The 15,574-nt window shown below is 71.0% G+C and carries 17 protein-coding genes; 12 read left to right on the plus strand and 5 right to left on the minus strand.

The window, feature by feature from the left end; genetic code table 11:
* Positions 1-66: 66 nt before the first annotated feature.
* From ACFY93_RS30570 to ACFY93_RS30595, 6 genes are all read left to right on the plus strand, one after another.
* Positions 67-1,848, plus strand: a complete 1,782-nt coding sequence (locus ACFY93_RS30570; RefSeq protein WP_391365008.1) for an ABC transporter substrate-binding protein — start codon at positions 67-69, stop codon at positions 1,846-1,848.
* 117 nt (positions 1,849-1,965) lie between these two features.
* Positions 1,966-2,970: an ABC transporter permease subunit gene (locus tag ACFY93_RS30575; protein ID WP_391365010.1), complete on the plus strand. Its 1,005-nt coding sequence runs from the start codon at positions 1,966-1,968 to the stop codon at positions 2,968-2,970.
* Positions 2,967-4,064 carry an oligopeptide/dipeptide ABC transporter ATP-binding protein gene (locus ACFY93_RS30580; RefSeq protein ID WP_391365011.1) on the plus strand — a complete coding sequence of 366 codons (1,098 nt, stop codon included), beginning with the start codon at positions 2,967-2,969 and terminating at the stop codon, positions 4,062-4,064. Before ACFY93_RS30575 ends, ACFY93_RS30580 begins: the two co-directional genes overlap by 4 nt.
* On the plus strand, positions 4,061-5,521 hold the full coding sequence (locus ACFY93_RS30585; RefSeq protein ID WP_391365013.1) for a dipeptide ABC transporter ATP-binding protein: 1,461 nt from the start codon (positions 4,061-4,063) through the stop codon (positions 5,519-5,521). The genes ACFY93_RS30580 and ACFY93_RS30585 overlap by 4 nt, the downstream gene beginning before the upstream one ends.
* A 121-nt stretch (positions 5,522-5,642) precedes the next feature.
* Entirely contained in the window at positions 5,643-6,305 is a 663-nt protein-coding gene (locus ACFY93_RS30590; RefSeq protein ID WP_391365015.1) for a TRIC cation channel family protein, read from the plus strand.
* A 128-nt stretch (positions 6,306-6,433) separates the two neighbouring features.
* Entirely contained in the window at positions 6,434-7,285 is an 852-nt protein-coding gene (locus ACFY93_RS30595; protein WP_391365017.1) for an acyl-CoA thioesterase domain-containing protein, read from the plus strand.
* Between the two features lie 149 nt (positions 7,286-7,434).
* Here ACFY93_RS30595 and ACFY93_RS30600 read toward each other — a convergent pair whose 3' ends face one another.
* On the minus strand, positions 7,435-8,088 hold the full coding sequence (locus tag ACFY93_RS30600; RefSeq protein WP_391365019.1) for a TetR family transcriptional regulator: 654 nt from the start codon (positions 8,086-8,088) through the stop codon (positions 7,435-7,437).
* Between the two features lie 146 nt (positions 8,089-8,234).
* Between ACFY93_RS30600 and ACFY93_RS30605 the strand changes: the two genes are divergently transcribed.
* The 3 genes from ACFY93_RS30605 to ACFY93_RS30615 all read left to right on the plus strand — a co-directional run bounded on the left by ACFY93_RS30605 (position 8,235) and on the right by ACFY93_RS30615 (position 9,998).
* Positions 8,235-8,396: a hypothetical protein gene (locus ACFY93_RS30605; RefSeq protein ID WP_391365021.1), complete on the plus strand. Its 162-nt coding sequence runs from the start codon at positions 8,235-8,237 to the stop codon at positions 8,394-8,396.
* 59 nt (positions 8,397-8,455) lie between these two features.
* The gene (locus ACFY93_RS30610; protein WP_391365022.1) at positions 8,456-8,728 is read left to right on the plus strand and encodes a DUF4190 domain-containing protein; all 273 of its coding nucleotides are present in this window, start codon (positions 8,456-8,458) and stop codon (positions 8,726-8,728) included.
* Positions 8,729-8,828: 100 nt separating this feature from the next.
* Positions 8,829-9,998 carry an aminotransferase class V-fold PLP-dependent enzyme gene (locus ACFY93_RS30615; RefSeq protein ID WP_391365024.1) on the plus strand — a complete coding sequence of 390 codons (1,170 nt, stop codon included), beginning with the start codon at positions 8,829-8,831 and terminating at the stop codon, positions 9,996-9,998.
* A 21-nt stretch (positions 9,999-10,019) separates the two neighbouring features.
* Here the strand turns inward: ACFY93_RS30615 and ACFY93_RS30620 are convergent, their stop codons facing one another.
* Positions 10,020-10,715, minus strand: coding sequence for an N-acetylmuramoyl-L-alanine amidase (locus ACFY93_RS30620; RefSeq protein ID WP_391365026.1), 696 nt, complete (start codon positions 10,713-10,715; stop codon positions 10,020-10,022).
* A gap of 60 nt (positions 10,716-10,775) precedes the next feature.
* Here ACFY93_RS30620 and mnmA point away from each other — a divergent pair, with 60 nt between their 5' ends.
* Positions 10,776-11,903 carry a tRNA 2-thiouridine(34) synthase MnmA gene (gene mnmA / locus ACFY93_RS30625; protein ID WP_391365028.1) on the plus strand — a complete coding sequence of 376 codons (1,128 nt, stop codon included), beginning with the start codon at positions 10,776-10,778 and terminating at the stop codon, positions 11,901-11,903.
* A 76-nt stretch (positions 11,904-11,979) separates the two neighbouring features.
* Here mnmA and ACFY93_RS30630 read toward each other — a convergent pair whose 3' ends face one another.
* The 3 genes from ACFY93_RS30630 to ACFY93_RS30640 form a co-directional block, all read right to left on the minus strand.
* Positions 11,980-12,969 (minus strand): DUF6215 domain-containing protein, encoded by a 990-nt coding sequence (locus ACFY93_RS30630; protein WP_391365030.1) that lies wholly within the window; start codon positions 12,967-12,969, stop codon positions 11,980-11,982.
* A 57-nt stretch (positions 12,970-13,026) separates the two neighbouring features.
* Positions 13,027-13,581, minus strand: a complete 555-nt coding sequence (locus ACFY93_RS30635) for an SRPBCC family protein (protein ID WP_391365032.1) — start codon at positions 13,579-13,581, stop codon at positions 13,027-13,029.
* A 161-nt stretch (positions 13,582-13,742) separates the two neighbouring features.
* Positions 13,743-14,069, minus strand: coding sequence for a DUF427 domain-containing protein (locus tag ACFY93_RS30640; protein WP_391365034.1), 327 nt, complete (start codon positions 14,067-14,069; stop codon positions 13,743-13,745).
* Positions 14,070-14,146: 77 nt separating this feature from the next.
* On the opposite strand from ACFY93_RS30640, the gene ACFY93_RS30645 reads away from it, so the two are divergent.
* Both ACFY93_RS30645 and ACFY93_RS30650 read left to right on the plus strand, forming a co-directional pair.
* A complete protein-coding gene (locus ACFY93_RS30645) occupies positions 14,147-14,686 on the plus strand; it encodes a TIGR00730 family Rossman fold protein (RefSeq protein WP_391365035.1) in 540 nt (179 codons plus the stop codon).
* A 162-nt stretch (positions 14,687-14,848) separates the two neighbouring features.
* Positions 14,849-15,547 carry an SDR family oxidoreductase gene (locus ACFY93_RS30650; protein WP_391365037.1) on the plus strand — a complete coding sequence of 233 codons (699 nt, stop codon included), beginning with the start codon at positions 14,849-14,851 and terminating at the stop codon, positions 15,545-15,547.
* The last annotated feature ends 27 nt before the right edge of the window (positions 15,548-15,574 follow it).

Genomic DNA, 15,574 nt, shown 5'->3' on the forward strand with positions numbered 1-15,574 from the left:
GCCGTACCCCCAGGGCTGGTGTACTCATCCGCCGGCCGTTTCCATCATTTCGGAGGATCCGAGATCGTGACTACCCAACGCGCCACAAGGCGCCGTAAGCAGGCTGTGGCCGCCGCTGCCGTGGTCGCGGCATTGCTGTCCACGGCGGCGTGCGGCGGCGACGACAAGGGCGACGGCGGTTCGAAGAACGGCGCGGCCGGCTTCAACGCCGCGAACAACAAGGTCGCCAACGCGTCTGCCAAGAAGGGCGGCGAGCTGAAGTTCGCCGGTACGCAGGACGCCGACTCGTGGGACACCACGCGCGGCTACTACGGCTTCGCGTGGAACTTCATGCGCTACTACAGCCGCACGCTCGTCACGGGCAAGGCCGAGGCCGGCCCCGCGGGAGCCGAGATCACCCCGGACCTCGCCACCGGCCTCGCCAAGGTCACGGACGACGGCAAGACCTACACGTACACCCTGCGTGACGACGTGACCTGGGAGGACGGCAAGCCCGTCACCTCCAAGGACATCAAGTACGGCATCGAGCGCCAGTGGGCGCAGGACGTCCTCGCCGGCGGTCCGGTCTACCTGAAGGACATCCTCGACCCCAAGGGCGAGTACAAGGGCCCCTACAAGGACAAGTCCAAGGACCACCTCGGTCTGAAGGCCATCCAGACGCCCGACGACAAGACCATCGTCTTCAAGCTCCCGAAGGCGAACTCGGACTTCGAGGACATGCTCGCGCTGGCCTCGGCCTCGCCGGTCCGCCAGGACAAGGACACCAAGTCCAAGTACGGTCTGCACCCGTTCTCCTCGGGCCCGTACAAGTTCCAGTCCTACAGCCCGGGCAAGGAACTCAAGCTGGTCCGCAACACCGAGTGGAAGCAGTCCTCGGACCCGGTCCGCAAGGCGCTGCCGGACAAGATCTCGATCAAGTTCTTCACCAACGCCAACGACCTGGACCAGCGCCTGCTCGCCGGCGACTACGACCTGGACCTCGCGCAGACCGGTCTCTCGCCGCAGGGCCGCACCACCGCCCTGAAGCAGCACAAGGGCAACCTGGACAACCCGGTCTCCGGCTACATCCGGTACGCGGTCTTCCCGCAGACGGTCAAGCCGTTCGACAACGAGCACTGCCGCAAGGCCGTGATCTACGGGGCCGACCACAAGTCCCTGCAGACCGCCCGCGGTGGCCCGGTCGCCGGTGGTGACATCGGCACCAACATGCTCCCGCCGTCCGTCCCGGGCTCCGAGGGCCAGAAGTACGACCCGTACGGCATCGCCAAGAACGACGGCGCCGCCAACATCGCCAAGGCCAAGGAAGAGCTCAAGGCCTGCGGCAAGCCGAGCGGCTTCAAGACCACCATCGCGGTCCGCAACAACAAGCCCGTCGAGGTGGCCACGGCCGAGTCGATGCAGGCCTCGCTGAAGAAGATCGGCGTCGACGCCCAGATCGACCAGTACGACGGTGCGCAGACCGCCGGCATCATCGGCAGCCCTTCCAACGTGAAGAAGAAGGACTACGGCATCATCATCATGGGCTGGGGTCCGGACTTCCCGACCGTCCAGGGCTTCGGTCTCCCGCTGTGGTCCGGCAAGTACATCCTGGACAGCGGTAACAACAACTTCGCGATGATCGACGACAAGACCATCAACGGTCTCTTCGACGACTACGTGAACGAGCTGGACGATACGAAGAAGACCCAGCTCGCCACCGAGATCAACCACAAGGTCATGGAGGGCGGTTACTACCTGCCCTTCACCTTCGAGAAGTTGCTCAACTTCCGTTCGAACCGGCTGACCAACGTCTACACGACCGACAACTACAGCGGTCAGTACGACTTCCTCAACCTCGGCGTGAAGTAAACCCGACCGGCGCACCCGCCATAAGGCACGAAAGGCAGGTGAAGGCCGGAGCGGTGTGAATCGTGGGCCACCGGAAGACCTCCGGTGGCCCACGGTCCCGCCGCCGGGCCGAGAGCAGTGCTCGCTTACCTCATCAGGCGGCTCTTCGCTGCCATAGTGATGCTGGTGGCCATCATCCTGGTGGTCTTCTGCATCTTCTTCCTCGTCCCGCGGTGGGCGGGCGTCGACCCGGCCACGATGTTCGTGGGCAAGCAGGCCGACCCGCAAGCCATCGAGGGTGTGCGGCAGAAGCTCGGACTGGACGAACCGATCTTCGTTCAGGTCTGGGAGTTCTTCAAGGGCATCTTCGCCGGCCGGACATACTCCTCCGGTGGTGACGTCGTCAACTGCTCGGCGCCCTGCTTCGGCTACTCCTTCCGCAGCGAGCAGGCCATCTGGCCGCAGATCACCGACCGTTTCCCGGTCACCCTGGCGCTCGCGCTGGGCGCCGCCCTGCTGTGGCTGGTCTTCGGTGTCGCGGCGGGTGTGCTCTCCGCGCTCAAGCGCGGCACTCTCTGGGACCGCGGTGCGATGGTCGTCGCCCTTGCCGGCGTCTCCCTCCCCATCTACTTCACGGGTCTGCTGTCCCTGGCGATCTTCGCGTACGGCAGTGGGCTCGAACTGTTCGACGCGCAGTACGTTCCGCTGGAGGACAGCTTCACCGGCTGGCTCGGCGGCATGATCCTCCCGTGGGTCACGCTCGCCTTCCTCTACGCGGCGATGTACGCCCGCATCACCCGCGCCACCATGATGGAGGTGCTGGGCGAGGACTACATCCGTACCGCCCGGGCCAAGGGCCTCACGGAACCGGTCGTCATCGGCAAGCACGCCATGCGCTCCACGATGACGCCGATCCTCACCATGCTCGGTATGGACCTCGGCGCCCTCATCGGCGGCGCGATCCTCACCGAGACCACCTTCAGCCTCCCCGGACTCGGCGCGGCCGTGCTCCAGGGCATCCGTGAGAAGGACCTGCCCATCATTCTGGGCGTCACCCTGATCACGTCGCTCGCGGTGATCGTCGCCAACCTCGTCGTGGACATCCTGTACGCCGTGATCGACCCCCGAGTGAGGCTCGCATGACCGAACTCAGCAAGAGCGGAGCAGCGGTCGGCGAGCCCGTCAAGAGCTCGCACACCCCCTCCGCCTTCCTCGAAGTCCGCGACCTGAAGGTCCACTTCCCGACCGACGACGGCCTGGTCAAGTCCGTCGACGGGCTGAACTTCACGCTGGAGAAGGGCAAGACCCTCGGCATCGTGGGCGAGTCCGGCTCCGGCAAGTCGGTGACCTCGCTCGGCATCATGGGCCTGCACACCGCCGGCCAGTACGGGAAGCGCAAGGCGCAGATATCCGGCGAGATCTGGCTGGACGGCACCGAACTGCTGTCCGCCGACCCCGACCACGTGCGCAAGCTGCGTGGCCGCGAGATGGCGATGATCTTCCAGGATCCGCTGTCGGCCCTGCACCCGTACTACACGATCGGTCAGCAGATCGTGGAGGCCTACCGGGTCCACCACGACGTCGACAAGAAGACCGCGAAGCGCCGCGCCGTGGAGATGCTCGACCGCGTCGGCATCCCGCAGCCGGACAAGCGCGTCGACAGCTACCCGCACGAGTTCTCCGGCGGTATGCGCCAGCGCGCCATGATCGCCATGTCGCTGGTGAACAACCCCGAGCTGCTCATCGCGGACGAGCCGACGACCGCCCTCGACGTCACCGTCCAGGCGCAGATCCTCGACCTGATCCGTGACCTGCAGAAGGAGTTCGGCTCCGCGGTCATCATCATCACCCACGACCTGGGCGTCGTCGCCGAGCTCTCCGACGACATCCTGGTCATGTACGGCGGCCGCTGCGTCGAGCGCGGACCGGCGGAGAAGGTGTTCTACGAGCCCCGCCACCCCTACACCTGGGGCCTGCTCGGCTCGATGCCGCGGCTCGACCGCGACCAGACCGAGCGCCTGATCCCGGTCAAGGGCTCCCCGCCCTCGCTGATCAACCTCCCGTCCGGCTGCGCCTTCAACCCGCGCTGCCCGTACGCGGACGTCCCCAAGGACAACGTCACCCGCACGGTCCGCCCCGAGCTGACCGAGGTCGGCGGACGGCACTGGGCCGCCTGCCACATGACGCAGGAGCAGCGGGAGCGTATCTGGACCGAAGAGATTGCGCCGAAGCTGTGAGCGACAACGCCAAGGACAACGAGGGCACCGCGGTGAGCATCCCCGCGCAGAGCGACGGTGCCACGCGAGGGGCGACTCTCACGAAGGACGCCGCTCCCGGCGAGACCCTGCTCAAGGTGACCGGGCTGCAGAAGCACTTCCCCATCAGGAAGGGCCTGCTCCAGCGCCAGGTCGGCGCGGTCCGCGCGGTCGACGGCCTCGACTTCGAGGTCCGCTCGGGCGAGACGCTGGGTGTCGTGGGCGAGTCCGGCTGCGGCAAGTCCACGATGGGCCGGCTGATCACGCGGCTGCTCGAACCCACCGGCGGCACGGTGGAGTTCGAGGGCACGGACATCACGCACCTCGGCGTCGGCGGTATGCGCCCGATGCGCCGTGACGTGCAGATGATCTTCCAGGACCCGTACTCGTCGCTGAACCCGCGCCACACGATCGGCACGATCGTCAGCGCCCCCTTCAAGCTCCAGGGCGTCACGCCCGAGGGCGGCGTCAAGAAGGAGGTGCAGCGGCTGCTGTCGGTCGTGGGGCTCAACCCCGAGCACTACAACCGCTACCCGCACGAATTCTCCGGCGGTCAGCGCCAGCGCATCGGCATCGCCCGCGCGCTCGCCCTGAAGCCGAAGCTCGTGGTCGCGGACGAGCCGGTCTCCGCGCTGGACGTCTCCATCCAGGCGCAGGTCGTCAACCTCCTCGACGACCTCCAGCAGGAGCTCGGCCTCACGTACGTGATCATCGCGCACGACCTCTCCGTCGTACGCCATGTCTCGGACCGGATCGCGGTGATGTACCTCGGCAAGATCGTCGAGCTCGCCGACCGGAACTCGCTGTACAAGGCGCCGATGCACCCGTACACCAAGGCGCTGATGTCGGCGGTGCCGATCCCCGACCCGAAGCGCCGGGGAGTGAAGAGCGAGCGCATCCTGCTCCAGGGCGACGTGCCCTCGCCGATCGCCCCGCCGAGCGGCTGCCGGTTCCACACGCGGTGCTGGAAGGCGACGCAGATCTGCAAGACGACCGAGCCGCCGCTCCTGGAGCTGAGGCCCGGCCAGCAGGTCGCCTGTCACCACCCGGAGAACTTCGAGGACCAGGCACCGCAGGACACCGTGCTCCTCTCGGAGGCGCGCGAGGCGGTCGAGCTGGTTCCGGACGCGGTGCTGGCGGCGGACGCGGGGCAGAAGTCCCGGGTCGAGAAGTCGGAGACGGCGGCGAAGCTGGAGAAGGCGGAGACGCCGAAGAAGACGCTGAAGGCCGAGACGGCGGAGGGGGCACCGGCTGAGGCCGCCGCTCCGGCCCCGGCTTCGGCTGAGGCCGCGGCTTCGGACGTGTCCTCGGCTCCGGACGAGGCCGCCGCTTCCGAGACCGAGGCCGAGGGTGCGGCTGAGCCGGACGCCGACGCCGACGCCGACACCGGGACCGACGCCGACACCGGTACCGACGGGGACGCCTCCGCCAAGAAGTAGTCGGGGAGCGGGGGGCCGCCCGTGATCGGGCGGCCGTCCGGCAGGACGAGAACGGGAAACGGGAGAGCGCACCGCGCTCTCCCGTTTCCCGTGCCGTGCGGGCCGTGAGTAAGAATGTCGGGTGTCTCAGCAACTGTTCACCCCGTCCGTCCAGCACACGCTCGACCTGATCGGCATCTTCGTCTTCGCGATCTCCGGCGCCCTGCTGGCCGTGCGCAAGAACTTCGACGTCTTCGGCATGGCCGTCCTCGCCGAGGTCACCGCGCTGGGCGGCGGCCTGCTGCGCGACGTCGTCATCGGCGCTGTGCCCCCGGCCGCCTTCACGGACCTCGGGTACTTCATCACGCCGATGTTCGCCACACTGCTCGTCTTCTTCCTCCACCCGCAGGTGGAGCGGATCCAGGTCGGCGTGAACGTCTTCGACGCCGCGGGGCTCGGCCTGTTCTGCGTGGCGGGCACCACCAAGGCGTACGCGTACGGGCTCGGCCTCACCGCCTCGGCGGCCCTCGGGCTGGGCACGGCGGTCGGCGGCGGTGTGCTGCGCGACGTGCTGGCCAACGAGGTGCCGTCGCTGCTGCGCTGGGACCGCGACCTGTACGCCGTCCCCGCCATCGTGGGCGCCACGATGGTCGCCCTGTGCCTGCACTACGACGCGCTGACGCCGTTCACCTCCGGCCTCGCCGTGGTCACCGCCTTCGTCCTGCGGCTGCTCGCGATGCGGTACCACTGGCGGGCACCCAGGGCCTGGCACCGGCGGTCGACGGTGCGCGAGGTCGAGGACTGAGGGCCGGGCGGGTGGCCGGAGCCGACAAGGCGCCGCACAAGGCGCCGCACAAGGCGCCGCACAAGGCACCGCACAAGGCACCGGCACAAAAGCTACCGCTTAGTAATTACGTGTTGTACCGTTCTCCCATGTCAGAAGCAGCTCTCGTACAGGCGACGATCGGCGACAGCGAGTTCGACCGGGACACCGCGGTCACCCTGCGCGAACCCGGCGTCTACGACATCGACCTCTCCGCGGGGTGGACGATCATCACCGCGGTGAACGGCGGCTATCTGCTGGCGGTGCTCGGCCGTGCGCTCGGCGAGGCCCTCCCGCACTCCGACCCGTTCACCATCTCCGCGCACTACCTGACCGCGTCCCAGCCGGGCCCGGCCCTGATCCGCACGGACGTCGTACGGACCGGACGGACCCTGTCGACCGGGCAGGCCTCGCTCTTCCAGTACGACGAGGAGGGCCGCGAGGTCGAGCGGATCCGCGTGCTCGCCTCCTACGGCGACCTGGACACGCTCCCGGACGACGTGCGCACCAGCGCCGAGCCGCCGGCGATCCCGCCGATGGACCAGTGCTTCGGTCCGCAGGACGGTCCGTCCCCCGTCCCCGGCAGCTCGGCCATCACCGACCGCCTGATGCTCAAGCTCGACCCGGCCACCCTCGGCTGGGCCCTCGGTGCGCCGTCCGGCAAGGGGGAGATGCGGGCCTGGTTCGGCCTCGCGGACGGCCGGGACGCGGACCCGCTGTCGCTGCTGCTGGCGGTCGACGCGCTGCCGCCGACGGCGTTCGAGATCGGGCTGTCCGGCTGGGTGCCGACCGTCGAGCTGACGGTGCACGTCCGCTGCCGCCCCGCTCCGGGCCCGCTGCGCGTCTCCATCACCACGCGCAACCTCGCCGGCGGCTTCCTGGAGGAGGACGCCGAGGTCTGGGACAGCGCCGACCGCCTGGTCGCCCAGTCCCGCCAGCTCGCCCGCGTACGGCTGGGCTGACCCGCACGCGCACCGGCGCCCCCGGCGTCCGCCCGCACCACGGCCGTGTTCCCCGCCCTCCCGGCGAGGGGCACGGCCGTCGGCCGTCCGGCCGGGTGCGGCAGCCGCCGGCCGGACCTTCGGGCGCGCCCGCACCGGGGCGGCCGGGGTCACTCGTCGCGGCTCAGCCAGTGGCGGCGACCGATGCTTATCAGCCGCATCTGACGACGGGCCACGCCCACCACCCGGTCCCGCTCCCGCGCCGACTCCTCCGGGGTCCGGCCGGCCTCCCGTGCCTCCAGGAAGAGCGTCGCCGTCATCAGCATCTGGTCGACGTACAGTCCCGCGAGCATCAGCAGGTCGTCGTCGCTCCAGCCCTCGGACTCCGGGTCCTCGGCGAGCCCGTCCCTCACCTCCTCGGCGAACCGGGACAGTTGCTCGCCGATCGCCTTCCGCACCGGCTGGACCCCGCCGTTGCGCTCCCGCGCGATGAAGCGCACGTGTGCGGGGTACTCGTCGACGTGACGGGCGATCAGCTCGACGGCGCGCGCGACGCGTTCCTCGCTGTCGCCCGCCGGGGACACCGTGGTCCCGATCATCGGGTGCAGGCTGCCCAGCGCCTCCTCGACGAGGGCGACGCCGAGGTCGGCCGTCGAGTGGAAGTGCCGGTAGAAGGCGGTGGGGGCGACTCCGACCGCGCGGGTGACCTCCCGCAGACCCAGGCTGCTCAGGCTCTGCTCCTCCAGCAGGCCCAGAGCGGCGTCCAGGAGCGCCTGCCGGGTCTTCCGCTTCTGCGCCTGCCGGACGCCGAGAGTGTGACTCATACCATGCAGTTAACAACTGTTCTCTGTAATTGGGAAGCATGAAGCGCGCTAGACTCGGTAGTCAGTGAACGACTGTAACCACATATGTTCACCGTGCCGTACGCGTACGGCACGCGTGCTCCTCGTCCACGAAAGGGAGGCCGCTCATGCTGATCCTCGTCGCCGCGCTTCTGCTGCTGGGCGTCGTGCTCGGCACCGTCGCCCACGCACCGCTGTCCGTCAGCCTGATCGGCGCCGCCGTCATCGGCGTCTGGCTGATCGTCTTCGCGATCCGCGAGCGCGGCACCCGCCGCCGCGCCACCCGCTGACCCGTCGCCGGCCCCGCCGGGCCGTCCCTTCCGGCCAACTCACCCTTGGGAGTTGCATCATGGAACTCACCGCCGCACCGCGCCGCCGCACCGGGACCCGGGACACCGACGGCATGGCCGTCGCCTCCTTCGTCCTGGGCCTCGTCGGCCTCCTGGCACTCAACATCTTCCTCGGCCCGATCGCCATCACGCTGGCCGCCGTCGCCCTCTGGCGCGGCACCGCCCGCCGCGGTCGCGCCTGCCTCGGACTGGGCCTCGGCATCGCCGACCTGATCGTGCTGGTCGCCCTCATGCAGGCCGACAACACGCTGTCCTGGAGCTTCGGCGGCTGACATCGCCCCACCCCGGCGCCGTCGCGGGGGCCGCCGGTCGGCCGGGACCCACCCCGCGGGCCCCGATCCGGGGAGGCGGCCCCGTAGAATCGGGCTCACCATGGCTTACCTCGACCACGCCGCGACCACTCCGATGCTTCCGGAGGCGGTGGAGGCGATGACCGCCCAGCTGGGCGTCACCGGCAACGCCTCCTCGCTCCACGCAGCCGGCCGCCGGGCCCGGCGTACCGTCGAGGAGGCCCGCGAGGCCCTCGCCGACGCCCTGGGCGCCCGCCCCAGCGAGGTGGTTCTCACCTCCGGCGGCACCGAGGCCGACAACCTCGCCGTCAAGGGCCTGTACTGGGCCCGCCGCGACGCCGACCCGGCCCGTACCCGCGTCCTCACCAGCCCCGTCGAGCACCACGCCGTCCTGGACGCCGTCCACTGGCTCGGCGAGCACGAGGGCGCCACGGTCGAGTACCTTCCCGTGGACGCCCACGGCCGGGTCCACCCGGACATCCTGCGCGAGGCCATCGCCCGCGACCCCGGCGACGTCGCCCTGGCCACGGTGATGTGGGCCAACAACGAGATCGGCACCCTGATGCCGGTCCGTGAACTGGCCGACGTCGCCGCCGAGTTCGACGTCCCGCTGCACGCCGACGCCGTCCAGGCCTTCGGCCAGGTCCCTGTCGACTTCGCCTCCTCGGGTCTCGCCGCGATGACCGTGTCCGGCCACAAGATCGGCGGGCCGTACGGCATCGGCGCGCTGTTGCTGGGCCGCGAGTACAGCCCCGTGCCCGTACTGCACGGCGGTGGCCAGGAGCGGCACGTGCGCTCCGGCACCCTGGACGCGCCCGCGATCGCCGCGTTCGCCGTCGCGGGACGGCTCGCGGCCGAGCGGCAGGAGTGGTTCGCCCGGGAGATCGGCGCGCTGCGCGACCGGCTGGTGGACGCCGTACGCACGGCGGTGCCCGACGCGATACTCGGAGGCGACCCCGCCCCCGGCGGCCGCCTCCCCGCCAACGCGCACTTCACGTTCCCCGGCTGCGAGGGCGACTCCCTGCTGCTCCTGCTGGACGCCCAGGGCATCGAGTGCTCCACCGGCTCCGCGTGCACCGCGGGCGTCGCCCAGCCGAGCCACGTCCTCCTCGCCACCGGCACCGATCCCGACCTGGCCCGCGGCACGCTCCGCTTCTCCCTCGGCCACACCTCCGCGCCGGCCGACGTGGAAGCGCTCGCCGGGGCCATCGGCCCGGCGGTCGAACGCGCCCGCACGGCGGGGCTCAGTTAGGCGGCCCCGGGGGAAGCCCCGTCACGCCTTCCCGGTGGTCCCGGCGTCCCCGGCCGACGTACGCGCCCGCCGCACCAGCCCCATGTACCGCTCCCAGTCCCAGTGCGGGCCCGGGTCGGTGTGGTCCGTGCCGGGCACCTCCACGTGGCCGACGATGTGCTCGCGGTCCACGGGAATGCCGTACCGCCCGCATATCGCGGCCGTGAGCCGCGCCGACGCCCTGTACATCGCGTCGGTGAAGTCCCGCGGCCGGTCCACGAAACCCTCGTGCTCGATGCCGACGCTGCGCTCGTTGTACGCGCGGTCGCCCGCGTGGAAGGCGACGTCCAGCTCGCGGATCATCTGCGTGACGTGCCCGTCCTTGCCGACGATGTAGTGCGCCGCCGCGCCGTGCCCCGGGTCCTGGAACACCTTCACCGCGCTCTTGAAGCTGCCCTGGGTGACGTGAACGACCACGCGGTCTATGCGGTAGTCGTCGGGCCGGTCCGCGCGCCGCCAGTTCGCCGACGACGCCGCCACCCACCGCGCGCCCCGGAAGTCGACCGCGCCCGCCACCCGGGGCCTCTCCACCCCGGGAAGCCTCCACCACAGGTGCGCCAGCTCGTCCCGGGCCAGCACGGCGGTGCCCACGGCGGCCGCGGCGCCGCCGATCAGCACGGTCCGCCGCCCGACCCCGCGGTCCGCGTCGTCCCTCTTCTCCGCCGGCTTGTCCCCCATGCGATCTTCAACGGATACGCGCGGGCTCCGGTTCCCGCGTCCCCGTACCCTGGAGGGGTTATGACTGAGACCCCGCAGCGCCCCCGCCCCCTCCGTGTACTCGCCGCCATGTCCGGCGGCGTGGACTCCGCCGTCGCCGCCGCCCGTGCCGCGGACGCCGGGCACGACGTGACCGGCGTCCACCTCGCCCTCTCCGCGAACCCCCAGTCCTTCCGGACCGGCGCGCGCGGCTGCTGCACCATCGAGGACTCCCGCGACGCCCGCCGCGCCGCCGACGTCATCGGCATCCCCTTCTACGTGTGGGACCTCGCCGAGCGCTTCCGCGAGGACGTGGTCGAGGACTTCGTCGCCGAGTACGAGGCCGGCCGCACCCCGAACCCGTGCCTGCGCTGCAACGAGAAGATCAAGTTCGCCGCGCTGCTCGACAAGGCGCTCGCCCTCGGCTTCGACGCGGTCTGCACCGGCCACTACGCCCAGGTGATCGTCCGCGAGGACGGCACGCGCGAGCTGCACCGCGCCTCCGACATGGCCAAGGATCAGTCGTACGTCCTCGGCGTCCTCGACGACCGGCAGCTCGCCCACGCGCTCTTCCCGCTCGGCGACACGGTCACCACGAAGGACGAGATCCGCGCGGAGGCCGAGCGCCGGGGCCTCGCCGTCGCCAAGAAGCCCGACTCGCACGACATCTGCTTCATCGCCGACGGCGACACCCAGGGCTTCCTCGCGAACCGGCTCGGACGGGCCGAGGGTGACATCGTCGACGAGTCCGGCGCCAAGGTGGGCACCCACGAGGGCGCGTTCGGCTTCACCATCGGCCAGCGCAAGGGCCTGCGCATCGGCACCCCGGCCGCCGACGGCAAGCCCCGCTACGTCCTCGACATCTCCCCGGTCGACAACACGGTGACGGTCGGCCCGGCCGCGGCCCTGGACGTGACCGCCCTGACGGCCGTCAGGCCCCGCTGGTGCGGCACGGCCCCGGCCGGCCCCGGCACCTACACGGCCCAGCTGCGCGCCCACGGCGGCGAGACCGAGGTGACCGCCGGCCTCGTCGACGACACCCTGCACGTCACGTTCACCGACCCCGTCCGCGGCGTCGCCCCCGGCCAGGCGATCGTCCTGTACGACGGCACCCGTGTGGTCGGCTCGGCGACGATCGCGACGACGGCGCGGGCGGCCGCGGCGGTCTGACCGTCCGGCAGCGGCGCGGCAAGCCGGTCCGGAGAGACCCGGGGTCCCGCGGGGCGAAGGGCGAGGCCCCCGGACGTCAGGCGTGTCCGGAGACCGCCGGAAGCACCTTCTCGGCTATGCCGACGAGAACGCTGTCGTCCGGGGGGAAACCGGCCTCGCTCCACACGGTGATGTCGTAATAGCCGCCCCGGTCCTTGCGGTCGAGGGCCACGGTCAGCGTCCTGGCCGGCGGGCCCTGCTGCACCGGCCCGCTGGACCCCTCACTCCCGAGATCGATCTCGAACTGCATGGTGTGACCCGAGGAGAAGACCGCGGGCCGGCCGAGCACCTCGAGCGTCTCGACATCCTGTTCCCCGGTCGTCATCAGCTTCGCGTACCGGGCGGTCGACAGGTCGTTGTACGTGGCCGAGACGTTCACGGTGTACGTGTCGAACTTGACCTCGGCTTCCGGCTGGGCGACCTTGCCGTCGGTCAGCGGCGCGGTGTCGCTGGTGCCGGACGCCGTGGTCGCGGTCTCTCCGGGCGTTCCCAGGAGCCCGGCCAGGCCGGGCCGGTTGAGCGCCTTGCACAACTCCTCACCCGTAGGGGCCTGGGGCGTCCTGCGGTAGGCCGCGGGCAGTTTCTCGTGCTCCCCGTCCGGACAGGAGACGTTCCGCGCCGCGGTGTCGTCGGACGGCATCAGGTGCGGGCCCAGCCACAGGACACCGCCGATCGCCCCGAACACGGCCACGGCGGCGAAGGCCTGGCCCCAGGCGTTGTGCTTCTCCGGCGCGCGCGGGGCGGGGGACGGTACGGGCACGGGCTGGGGCTGGGGGTGTGCATGGGCCGGAGCGCCGGGCGCCGCTCCCTCCGCGGGAGCCGGGTTGCGGCGTGCGCGCAGCGCCTTGTGGACCATGCGCACGCGGAGCGCGGTGACCACGAGGAGCACCGCGCCGAGGGCGGCCATGCCCCAGACCCCGTCGAGGGCGGCGCGCATCATGATGCCTACGCCGAAGACGGACCCGACCAGGATGAGCAGGGGTTCGCGGACCCAGAAGGGCAGGAGACGGATGATGAGACCGAGCATCCGGTGATCTCATCATGATCGTCATGGCGGAAGACACGGTTCCAGGTCACGTACGGGCTACGGCGCCGGGGTCTGTGCCCGTTCCGTGCGCTCCGCCGCCTCCTTGATGCCGTCCAGCGTGGCGGTCATGCCCTTGCCGAGTTCGTCGAGGCGGTAGGCGACGATCGCCTCCTCGCGGTCGGGGGCGCGGTCGATGTACGCGCTCAGACCGGAGCGGCCTGGGCCGATGGTGACCGACTGGCGCAGGACGGTGTGGCCGTCCGGTGCCTCGGTGAGGGCGAACGACCAGGTGGCCATGCGGTCGGCCGGGTCCGTGGCGGGGTCGCCGTAGCGGCCGTCGGGGTCCAGGACGCACCAGGTGAGGGTGCGGCCGGGGACGCACTCGGTGAACTGGGAGACGGTCCGCCACTCGCCGTTGACGGGGTGCTGGTTGTGCCCGATGTAGCGGGCTCCGGCATCCGGGCCGTCGGCCCCGTCCTGCCACTCGACGCGGACCAGTTCCGGACTCCACCCGGCCATCGCCTCGACATCGGTCACGATCTCCCACACCCGTGCCGGACCGGCGGCGATGCGCACTTCGCGGTGCGTGCCGGGATTTTCGGCGTAACGCATGACGGCTCCCCGTGCCGGCGCGGTCGTTCGCCGCGCCCGCACGGGGATCCTAGGACGGTCAACGAGCCCTGGAACGTGTTCGGTTGATCACAGGCGCGACGGGCGCGACAGGCGCGACGGGCGCCACGGAGGCGACAGGGGTGCCGGCCGGGGCGCGTCCGTCAGCCGGCCGCGGCCTCGACGTCGTAGAAGCAGAGGTGGTCCTTGATCGCGGCGACGTCCGGCTTAGGGTCGGGGTAGGCCCAGACGAGGTCGGGCGCGTCCGGGAGGGACCAGTACGACGCGTCTCCCTTGAACGGGCAGTGCGTGTGGGTGTCGGAGGGCGTCAGCAGGTCGAGGCGGACGTCCTCGGGCGGAAGGTAGTAGCGGACGGGAAGGCCGGTCTCGCGCAGCAGCAGGGGCCGGTCGCTCTCGGCCAGCACCTGGTCGCCGTGCACGACGCGTACCCGCTGCGTGCCCTGCTCGATCGTGATCGTGTGTCCGGTCATGAGTGGTACAGCGCCGGGGGTGGCCGACTTCTTCCCCGGAGGGGCGGCCGGGCGTGGCGGGCTCGTACCGTGGGCGCATGAACATCTGTGTCTTCCTCTCCGCCGCCGATCTCGACGACCGCTATACCCGGCCCGCCAGGGAGTTCGCCGAACTTCTCGGCAAGGGCAGGCACACGCTGGTGTGGGGCGGTTCCGACGTCGGTCTGATGAAGGTGGTCGCCGACGGCGTGCACGAGGCGGGGGGACGCCTGTGCGGCGTCTCCGTCGAGTTCCTGTCGCACGCGGTGCGCCACGGCGTCGACGACATGGTGGTGGCCAAGGACCTGGCCGAGCGCAAGCGGCTGCTGCTGGAGAAGGCCGACGCCGTCGTGGTCATGGTCGGCGGCACCGGGACGCTCGACGAGGCCACCGAGATCCTGGAACTGAAGAAGCACGGCCACACCGACATGCCGGTGGTGCTGCTCAACACGGCGGGCTTCTACGACGGGCTGAAGGAGCAGTTCCGGCGGATGGACGACGAGGGGTTCCTGCCGTGCCCCCTCACGGACCTCGTGTTCTTCGCCGAGGAGCCCGTGGGCGCGCTGGCGTACCTGGAGGAGAGCGCGGGCGTGCGGTGAGGGCCGGGGCGCGGGGGAGCCGTGACCCGCGAGCGCGGGATCCGGGGCTCCGGTGACGCGCGCCCGGGGGTCTTTCGTCGGGATCGGGGCCAGACCCCGTGAGCCCGGCGTGATCCGGACGAGAGGCACTGGTGGTGAGCCCCGGCCCGCGGTGGTGCGAGCATGGCGCACATGGCTACACATGTGATCACCGGGGCCGGCTCCGGCATCGGCGCGGCCGTCGCCCGCCGCCTCCACGCGCGCGGGGACGACATCGTGCTGCACGCGCGCGACGCGGGCCGGGCGAAGGAACTCGCGGCGCGGTTCCCGGGCGCGCGCACGCTCGTCGGCGACCTGGCCGACCCCGACAAGCTCTCCTGGGCCTTCTCGCACCAGACCCTGCCCGAACGGGTCGACTCGCTGCTGCACATCGCGGGCGTCGTCGACCTGGGCCCGGTGGGCGAGCTGACCCCCAAGTCCTGGCGCCACCAGCTCAACGTGAACCTGATCGCCCCCGCCGAGCTGACCCGGCACTTCCTGCCCCAGCTCCGCGCCGCCCAGGGGCACGTGGTGTTCGTCAACTCCGGCTCCGGTCTGCACGCGGGCCCCGAGTGGTCGGCGTACGCGGCCTCCAAGCACGGCCTGAGGGCACTGGCGGACTCGCTGCGCCAGGAGGAGCACGCGGGCGGGGTCCGGGTGACCTCGGTCTACCCCGGCCGCACGGCCAGCCCCATGCAGGCCAAGGTCCACCAGCAGGAGGGCAAGGAGTACGACGCCTCCCGGTGGATCGACCCGGAGTCGGTCGCCACGACGATCGTCATGGCCCTCGACCTGCCGAGGGACGCCGAGGTCAACGACCTGACGGTCCGCCCGGGCCGCTGACGGACCCGGCCGCCGGGTCGGCCGGCC

The sequence above is a fragment of the Streptomyces sp. NPDC008313 genome (assembly GCF_042956125.1).
Classification (GTDB): domain Bacteria; phylum Actinomycetota; class Actinomycetes; order Streptomycetales; family Streptomycetaceae; genus Streptomyces.

What these genes read in the sequence shown, in the direction of transcription:
- ACFY93_RS30595 (WP_391365017.1), top strand. Translation starts at nt 6,434, where the DNA reads ATGTCAGAAGCAGCTCTCGTACAGGCGACGATCGGCGACAGCGAGTTC.
- ACFY93_RS30610 (WP_391365022.1), top strand. Translation starts at nt 8,456, where the DNA reads ATGGAACTCACCGCCGCACCGCGCCGCCGCACCGGGACCCGGGACACC.
- ACFY93_RS30615 (WP_391365024.1), top strand. Translation starts at nt 8,829, where the DNA reads ATGGCTTACCTCGACCACGCCGCGACCACTCCGATGCTTCCGGAGGCG.
- mnmA (WP_391365028.1), top strand. Translation starts at nt 10,776, where the DNA reads ATGACTGAGACCCCGCAGCGCCCCCGCCCCCTCCGTGTACTCGCCGCC.
- ACFY93_RS30600 (WP_391365019.1), bottom strand. Translation starts at nt 8,088, where the DNA reads ATGAGTCACACTCTCGGCGTCCGGCAGGCGCAGAAGCGGAAGACCCGG.
- ACFY93_RS30630 (WP_391365030.1), bottom strand. Translation starts at nt 12,969, where the DNA reads ATGCTCGGTCTCATCATCCGTCTCCTGCCCTTCTGGGTCCGCGAACCC.
- ACFY93_RS30650 (WP_391365037.1), top strand. Translation starts at nt 14,849, where the DNA reads ATGGCGCACATGGCTACACATGTGATCACCGGGGCCGGCTCCGGCATC.
- ACFY93_RS30640 (WP_391365034.1), bottom strand. Translation starts at nt 14,069, where the DNA reads ATGACCGGACACACGATCACGATCGAGCAGGGCACGCAGCGGGTACGC.
- ACFY93_RS30620 (WP_391365026.1), bottom strand. Translation starts at nt 10,715, where the DNA reads ATGGGGGACAAGCCGGCGGAGAAGAGGGACGACGCGGACCGCGGGGTC.
- ACFY93_RS30635 (WP_391365032.1), bottom strand. Translation starts at nt 13,581, where the DNA reads ATGCGTTACGCCGAAAATCCCGGCACGCACCGCGAAGTGCGCATCGCC.
- ACFY93_RS30605 (WP_391365021.1), top strand. Translation starts at nt 8,235, where the DNA reads ATGCTGATCCTCGTCGCCGCGCTTCTGCTGCTGGGCGTCGTGCTCGGC.
- ACFY93_RS30645 (WP_391365035.1), top strand. Translation starts at nt 14,147, where the DNA reads ATGAACATCTGTGTCTTCCTCTCCGCCGCCGATCTCGACGACCGCTAT.
- ACFY93_RS30580 (WP_391365011.1), top strand. Translation starts at nt 2,967, where the DNA reads ATGACCGAACTCAGCAAGAGCGGAGCAGCGGTCGGCGAGCCCGTCAAG.